This is a genomic window from Myxococcus sp. AB036A, assembly GCF_006547355.1.
In the GTDB taxonomy this organism is placed as follows: Bacteria; Myxococcota; Myxococcia; order Myxococcales; family Myxococcaceae; genus Myxococcus; species Myxococcus virescens.
In genome coordinates this window covers 93,489-100,732 of record NZ_VHLC01000019.1, presented here as the reverse complement: position 1 = coordinate 100,732, position 7,244 = coordinate 93,489, and the positions used below count along the sequence as shown (strand labels likewise).

The following is a 7,244-nucleotide window of genomic DNA, read 5'->3' as shown; positions in this document are numbered from 1 at the left end:
GGGGCGGGGGGAGCACGCCAGGCGGAGAGGGGACACGGGCCCGCCCCTCACGCGCTGGCGGAGGGGTCAGGCATTGAACTCGGCGGCGAGCTCCCGGCGGTCCTGCTCGCCGATGAGGTGCTGGGCGTAGCGGACCAGGTCCGCCTCGGTGAGGATGCCCTGGAGGACGCCGCCCTCATCCACCACGGGCAGGCAGCCGTACTTGTGCTCGAGCATCAGCGTCACCGCCCGGCGCAGCGGCGTGTCCGGGCGCACCGTCTGCACGTCGCGCGTCATGATGTCCGCGGCCCAGAGCGGCTGCGCGGCCGGGTCCGTGGCGTGGGTGGCGGCGGCGCGCAGCAGGTCGCGGTGGGTGATGAGGCCCACCAGCTTCTCTTGCCGCACCACCGGCAGGTGACGGATGCGGTGCAGCCGGAGCAGCTCATCCGCCTTGGCCAGGTTCTGCGTTTCCTTGAGCGTGACGACGTCACGGGTCATCAGCTCTCCGACAATCTGCATGGCGGTACTCCTGGCGGGTGGAAGACGACGATTGTCCCGTCATCGTTGCATCTCCGGGGCCAACAGGTCTGCCCCAGGGAACGGTGTTTCCCTGCCTTGGGGCGCGCAAGGTTTGCGTGGACGCCCGCCGCTCCGCAGACATTGCGCGGTCGACAAGCGCTTGCGCCCGCGGCCGGGTTGAAGCCGGCCGCGCTGTGCGCTACATGCTCACCCAGTCGCTAGGGGTGTCCCGGAAGGGACTGAGACGGCCGTGGTCCCGGCCAACCCTTGGAACCTGAACCGGTTCGTACCGGCGGAGGGAAGCGGCCCGGGAGGCTTGCTGCCCCCCGACCGCCTGCCCGTCCGCCCTCTCAAGAGGAGATGCGTGATGAGCGGAGCGTCCAGAAGCCTGAAGGTCGACGGGAAGGTGCTGGAGGGAATCAGCCGGGGCCCGCTGCCAGCCTCGCGCAAGGTGTACGTGCCCGGCGTGCTGCACCCGGACCTGCGCGTGCCCCTGCGCGAAATCAGCCAGACGCCCACGCGCCTCGGCCACGGCCCGGACGCGAAGGAGACGGCCAACCCGCCCGTGCACGTCTACGACTCCAGCGGGCCGTATACGGATCCGGCCGCGGAGCTCGACCTGCGGCAGGGGCTGCCCGCGCTGCGCGAGTCCTGGATCCTGGGCCGCAATGACACCGAAGCGCTGTCCGGCGTGAGCTCCGAATACGGCCGCGCCCGTGAAGCGGACCCGCGCCTGGCGGGCCTGCGCTTCGCCCACCGCCGCTCGCCGCGCGTGGCGAAGTCCGGCGTCAACGTCACGCAGCTGCACTACGCGCGCAAGGGCATCATCACCCCGGAGATGGAGTACGTGGCGCTGCGGGAGAACCTCCAGGTGGAGGCGTCGCTCGCGGCCCAGCACCCGGGCCAGTCGTGGGGCGCGGCGATTCCGCGGGTGATTACGCCCGAGTTCGTGCGTGACGAAATCGCGCGGGGCCGCGCCATCATCCCGGCCAACATCAACCATCCGGAGCTGGAGCCGATGATCATCGGTCGCAACTTCCTGGTGAAGATCAACGCCAACATCGGCAACTCAGCCGTCACGTCTTCCATCGAGGAAGAGGTGGAGAAGATGGTGTGGTCCATCCGCTGGGGCGCGGACACGGTGATGGACCTGTCCACCGGCCGCAACATCCACGAGACGCGCGAGTGGATCCTCCGCAACGCGCCGGTGCCCATCGGCACCGTGCCCATCTACCAGGCGCTGGAGAAGGTGGGCGGCAAGGCGGAGGACCTCACCTGGGAGCTGTACCGCGACACGCTCATCGAGCAGTGCGAGCAGGGCGTGGATTACTTCACCATCCACGCAGGCGTGCTGCTGCGCTACGTGCCGTGGACGGCGAAGCGCCTGACCGGCATCGTCAGCCGTGGCGGCTCCATCATGGCCAAGTGGTGCCTCGCCCACCACCGGGAGAACTTCCTCTACACGCACTTCGAGGAGATCTGCGAAATCATGAAGGCGTACGACGTCAGCTTCAGCCTGGGAGACGGGCTGCGGCCGGGCTCCATCGCGGATGCCAACGACGCGGCGCAGTTCGGTGAGCTGGAGACGCTGGGCGAGCTCACCCAGATTGCCTGGAAGCACGACGTGCAGGTGATGATTGAAGGCCCGGGCCACGTGCCCATGCACCTCATCCAGGAGAACATGACGAAGCAGCTGGCCGTGTGCGGCGAGGCGCCGTTCTACACGCTGGGGCCTCTCACCACGGACATCGCGCCGGGCTACGACCACTTCACCAGCGGCATCGGCGCGGCGATGATCGGCTGGTTCGGCACGGCGATGCTCTGCTACGTGACGCCCAAGGAGCACCTGGGCCTGCCGGACCGGGATGACGTGAAGGAAGGCGTCATCACGTACAAGATTGCCGCCCACGCCGCGGACCTGGCCAAGGGGCATCCAGGGGCTCAAGCCCGGGACAACGCGCTGTCCAAGGCCCGCTTCGAGTTCCGCTGGGAGGACCAGTTCAACCTGTCGCTCGACCCCGAGCGCGCTCGCGCCTTCCACGACGAGACGCTCCCGGCGGAAGGCGCGAAGGTGGCGCACTTCTGCTCCATGTGCGGTCCGCAGTTCTGCTCCATGAAGATCACGCAAGAGGTGCGTGACTTCGCGGCGAAGCAGGGCGTGAGCGACGACGCCGCGCTTCAGTCCGCGCTCGATGAGAAGAGCGAGGAATTCAAGAAGGCGGGGAGCCAGTTGTACCGCTAGGCGGGTGCCCCTTCAGTTCACCTGTCCTGGACGTGACAATCGGAGCGGGTGCGTGTCATGGTGGACCCCGCTGGGTGCGGTGCACGCGCCCGAGACATCTTTGGAGGGGATTTTCAATGGAGACTCCGCCGCAGGAGCAAATGGGTTCGTTCATCAGTGGCACGCCGATGCCGACCCAGGATGAGAAGACGATGGGGCTGCTCGCTCACATGGGCACCATCCTGGCCAACTTCGTGGGCCTGGGCTTCGCCGTGCCGCTGGTGCTGATGCTGACGAAGGGCAAGGAGTCCTCCTTCGTCCGCGCCCACGCCGTGGAGTCGCTGAACTTCCAGATCACGGTGTTCATCGCGGCCTTCGTCAGCGCCATCACCGTGTGCATCGGCATTGGCGCCGTCCTGCTGCCCATCGTCGGCATCGTGGCCATCGTCTTCGCCATCATCGCGGGCCTGAAGGCGAACGAGGGCCAGCTCTACAAGTACCCGGTCAACATTCGACTGGTGAAGTAGCGCGCCACGCGGGGCCGGCGGAAACGGTCCAGGAACACTCGGGCGGGCCAGGCGCGAAGGCGCGGGCCCGCCCGTCGTGTTTTCAACCGCCGATGCCCATCATGGACAGCAGCGTGGCGCCGTTGCCGGGCTCGGTGAAGCGGTGCCCTTCTGGCTTGTCGCCCAGCGCCTGGCGGATGGCCACGGCCAGCTCCACGTCGCTGGCGCCGCCGCGGATGAGCTGGTGCAGCGGCGCCTGCGCCCGGCCGCCGAGGCAGCTGCGCAAGTCGCCATTGGACGCCACGCGCACGCGGTTGCAGGTGCCGCAGAAGTTCTGGGTGAGCGGGGAGATGAAGCCCACGCGGCCTCCGGGCGCACGCCAGTAGCGCGCCGGTCCGGCGGCGTCGCCCGTGTCATCAGGCTCGGGTTCCAGTGGCAGTCCTGACGCCTGGAGCCGCTCTACCAGCTCCGCGGTGGGCACCGGGGTGCCCTGGCCGAAGGGCATCAGCTCGATGAAGCGGGGCGTGAAGCCGCGCGCGTGCGCATAGGCGATCAGGGCGGAGGCTTCCTCGTCGTTCACGCCCCGCATGACGACGACGTTGAGCTTGAGAGACGCGTAGCCGGCGCCCGCCGCCGCGTCCACGCCTCGCAGCACTGCGTCGAAGTCCCCCTGCTTGGAGATGCGGCGGAACGTCTCCGCCAGGAGGGTGTCCAGGCTCAGGTTGAGCTGGGTGACGCCCGCCTCGCGCAGGGGGCGGGCGAGCCGCTCCAGGTGGCTGGCATTGCTGGTGATGGCCAGGTGCTGGATGCCGGGCACGGCGGCGATGCGCCGGGCGATGTCGAGGATGTCCGGGCGGATCAACGGCTCGCCGCCGGTGAGCCGCACGCGGCGGATTCCCATGCGGGCGAAGACGGAGGTGATTCGCTCCAGCTCCTCGGGGCCCAGCAGGTCCCGCTTGCCGCCCCACGAAGCGGGCGAGCAGTAGCTGCACCGGAAGTTGCACCGGTCGGTGATGCTCAGCCTCAGGTACGTCATCCGCCGCCCCTGCGCGTCCAGCAGGGGCGGCGCCAGCGCGGAAGGCGGGGGCTGGAGGGCAGGAGTCGTCACGGCGGACCTGTCCTCATAACAGCCGCCCCCCCGTGGGTCATCTCTTCCAGCCAGGCTCACCCCTTGTTGCCAGCCGCCGAACGTACGACGGCGGACTTGGGCTCGTCCTCGTCACTGGCGGAGTGGCCTGGCACGGCGGCGTCCACGTCGTCGTCCAGATCCGTGAGCCGGGCCAGCTCCGCCTCGGCGTCATGGGCGTCCTGCTCGGCCTGCGGGAGCTGGAGCTTCTTCGTCGCCATCTCCTGCTTGATGCGGATCAGCCCCTCCTCGCCAATGTCGAGGAACGCCCGTACGACTTCCGGATCGAACTGCGTGTTGGCGCAGCGTTTGATCTCCTGGATGGCGTTGGTGAACGTCGTGCCCTTGCGGTAGGGCCGGTCGCTCGTCATCGCGTCCAGCGTGTCCGCCACGGCGAAGATGCGCGCGCCAATGTGGATTTCGTGCCGCTGGAGGTTGCGCGGATAGCCGGCGCCGTCCCAGCGCTCCTGGTGCGAAAGGACGATGGAGGCGGGCGTGTCCAGGAACGGAATGGCCTGGATCATCTGGAAGCCGATGTCCGGGTGCTTGCGCATCTCCAGCCACTCGTCCGGGGTGAGCTTGCCCGGCTTGAGCAGCACCGCGTCCGGCACGCCAATCTTCCCGATGTCGTGCAGCAGCGCGCCGCGTCCGATCTCCTCCAGCTCCTTGCCCTGGATGCCCATGCGCTGCGCGATGGCGGACGTGTAGCTGACCACGCGCTGGGAGTGGTCGCTCGTCTCGTGCTCGCGCGCGTCCAGGGCGGCCACCAGGGCCAGCAGCGTGTTCTGGTACGTGTTGGCGATGTCGCGCAGGGCGCTGCGCAGCTCGGCCGTCCTGTCCCGGACCTTGCGCTCCAGCTTCTTCTGGTAGCGCTTGCGGGCCATCTCGATGCGGCGCTTGGCCAGCGCCCGCTCGATGGCCCGGATGAGGTCCGTGAGCTTGGGTGGCTTGAGCAGGTAGTCCACCGCGCCGCGGCGCAGGCAGTCCACGGCCGATTCGGTGTCACCGTAGCCCGTGAGCATGATGACGGAGGTGTCGGGGAGCCGCTCGCGGAGGTTCTCCAGGAGCCAGAGGCCGTCCTTGCCCGGCATCTTCATGTCACTGATGACGAGCGGCGTCTCCTCCTCGCCCGCCAGGTCCAGGGCCATCTCGGCCCCGTTGGCGACGACACAGTTGTAGCCTTCCTCACGTAGCAGGACAGAGATGACGTCTCGTACGGAGTCGTCATCGTCGACGATGAGGATTCGGGGTGGGGCAGGGGGGATGGCTTCCACAGCGAGCGATTCTAGAGGTTTCCGGGATTCATTGGCCAACGAGTACGGGAATTTACCATCGGATCAGGGTTCAGGGCTGATCGATTGAGGGGCCTGGCGAGGGGACGACCCCTGGAGGTGGGTGGGACAGGCAGGCTCCGCGTCCTGTCCGCCCCTCTGAATCAGGCGGTGGGACCGCCCGCCCGCTCGTACCCCCTGGGGCCGAGGAGGCAGGGGGACGGCTCCTCACCCTTGACGTCGGGTTGCGTCAGGTGCGGGGTTGGGCGGACGAGCGGTCGTACCGGAACGGGGCCAGGTCCACGGCGGGCCGCTCACCCAGCACGGCCTGCGCGACGAGCTTCGCGGTGATGGGGGCCAGGAGGATGCCGTTGCGGAAGTGGCCCGTGGCCAGGAAGAGCCCGGGCACGGGGCCCTCACCCAGATAGGGCCGCTTGTCCTCGGTCCACGGCCGGAAGCCCGCCCACGTTTCCGTGATGGGCGCCGAGCCCAACTCCGGGCACAGCTCCAGGGCCATGTCGAGGATGCGCGCCAGCCCCGCCGCGGTCACCTGCTTGTCGAAGCCCACCAGCTCCATGGTGCTGCCAGCGATGACCCGGCCGTCCGCGCGCGGCACCAGGTAGCCCTTCTCGGACGTGACGATGCGGTCCAGCAGGGGCAGGCGTGTCTGGAATTGAACCATCTGCCCGCGCGCGGGCCGCACCGCCCGGGCCTCCACGCCGGCGCCCTGGACCAGGGCGGACCAGGAGCCCGCGGCCAGCACCACCGCGTCGGCGCGCAGCAGCTCTCCGTCCAGGTCCACGCCCACCGCGCGGCCACCCTCCTGCACCACGCCGCGCACGTAGCCGCTGCGGAACTCCGCGCCCAGCCGGGCGGCGGCCATCGTCAGGGCGCGCACCAGGAGCCGGTTGTCCAACTGATGGTCGTCCGGGAAGTGCGCGGCGCCCACGGCCTTCGCGGACAGGCGCGGCTCCAGGGCGCGGGCCGCGGCGCCGTCGATCAACTCGGCCCGGAGGCCCATGCCACGCTGCCACGCCACCGTGGCGTCCAGGTGGTGGAGGCTGGCTTCGTTGAAGGCGACCTTGAGGATGCCGCAGGGCCGGTAGGCCACGTCCACGCCGGACAGCTCGCGCAGCTCGGCGGCGAAGGCGGGATAGAGGCCGCGGCTGCGCAGGCACAAATCCAGGAAGGCGCCCGGACCGTCGGACTCCATCTGGGGCGCGAGCATTCCCGCCGCCGCGCTGGAGGCCTCCGCGCCTGGAATGGAGCGCTCCAGAACGACGACGCGCACTCCGGCCTGCCGCAGCCGCAGCGCGATGCCGCAGCCCATGATGCCCCCACCCACGACGATGACGTCCGCGACTTGCATGGGCGCTTCCTGCTCGCCCGCGCGGGTGTTTGCAAGCGTTGCGCGGGCTCTCCCCGGGCCCGGTTGACGGCGGGGCGCTTTGTCGTTACTCATGCTGCGATGCTCTTCGCGTCCCTTCACCATCACCATGCGCATCATCGGCTCGGCCCCGACGGGACCGTTCGCCATGCGCATGCCTGGGTGAGACGCTAGACGCACCACCCACCTCGGCACCTGCCGCAGCGACCGAAGGCCCGTCCCACCAGGACGGGCC

The 7,244-nt window shown here is 69.2% G+C and carries 6 protein-coding genes and 1 riboswitch; of the genes, 2 read left to right on the top strand and 4 right to left on the bottom strand.

All coding sequences use genetic code 11. The features are described 5' to 3' along the window. Positions 1–66: 66 nt before the first annotated feature. Positions 67–498 (bottom strand): CBS domain-containing protein, encoded by a 432-nt coding sequence (locus FL344_RS10785; protein ID WP_011554239.1) that lies wholly within the window; start codon positions 496–498, stop codon positions 67–69. Positions 499–708: 210 nt separating this feature from the next. After that, positions 709–816, top strand: a riboswitch (TPP riboswitch). Between the two features lie 49 nt (positions 817–865). Between FL344_RS10785 and thiC the strand changes: the two genes are divergently transcribed. Next, positions 866–2,740, top strand: coding sequence for a phosphomethylpyrimidine synthase ThiC (gene thiC, locus FL344_RS10780; RefSeq protein ID WP_141618451.1), 1,875 nt, complete (start codon positions 866–868; stop codon positions 2,738–2,740). A 116-nt stretch (positions 2,741–2,856) separates the two neighbouring features. Beyond that, positions 2,857–3,246, top strand: a complete 390-nt coding sequence (locus FL344_RS10775; RefSeq protein ID WP_020478852.1) for a DUF4870 domain-containing protein — start codon at positions 2,857–2,859, stop codon at positions 3,244–3,246. A gap of 82 nt (positions 3,247–3,328) precedes the next feature. On the opposite strand, the gene moaA is transcribed toward FL344_RS10775, so the two are convergent. From moaA to thiO, 3 genes are all read right to left on the bottom strand, one after another. After that, positions 3,329–4,333, bottom strand: a complete 1,005-nt coding sequence (gene moaA / locus FL344_RS10770; RefSeq protein ID WP_141589997.1) for a GTP 3',8-cyclase MoaA — start codon at positions 4,331–4,333, stop codon at positions 3,329–3,331. A 56-nt stretch (positions 4,334–4,389) separates the two neighbouring features. Beyond that, positions 4,390–5,625, bottom strand: coding sequence for an HD-GYP domain-containing protein (locus tag FL344_RS10765; RefSeq protein WP_090490660.1), 1,236 nt, complete (start codon positions 5,623–5,625; stop codon positions 4,390–4,392). 247 nt (positions 5,626–5,872) lie between these two features. Next, complete coding sequence (thiO, locus tag FL344_RS10760) at positions 5,873–6,991, bottom strand: glycine oxidase ThiO (protein WP_141618450.1); 1,119 nt, start codon at positions 6,989–6,991, stop codon at positions 5,873–5,875. Positions 6,992–7,244: the final 253 nt, after the last annotated feature.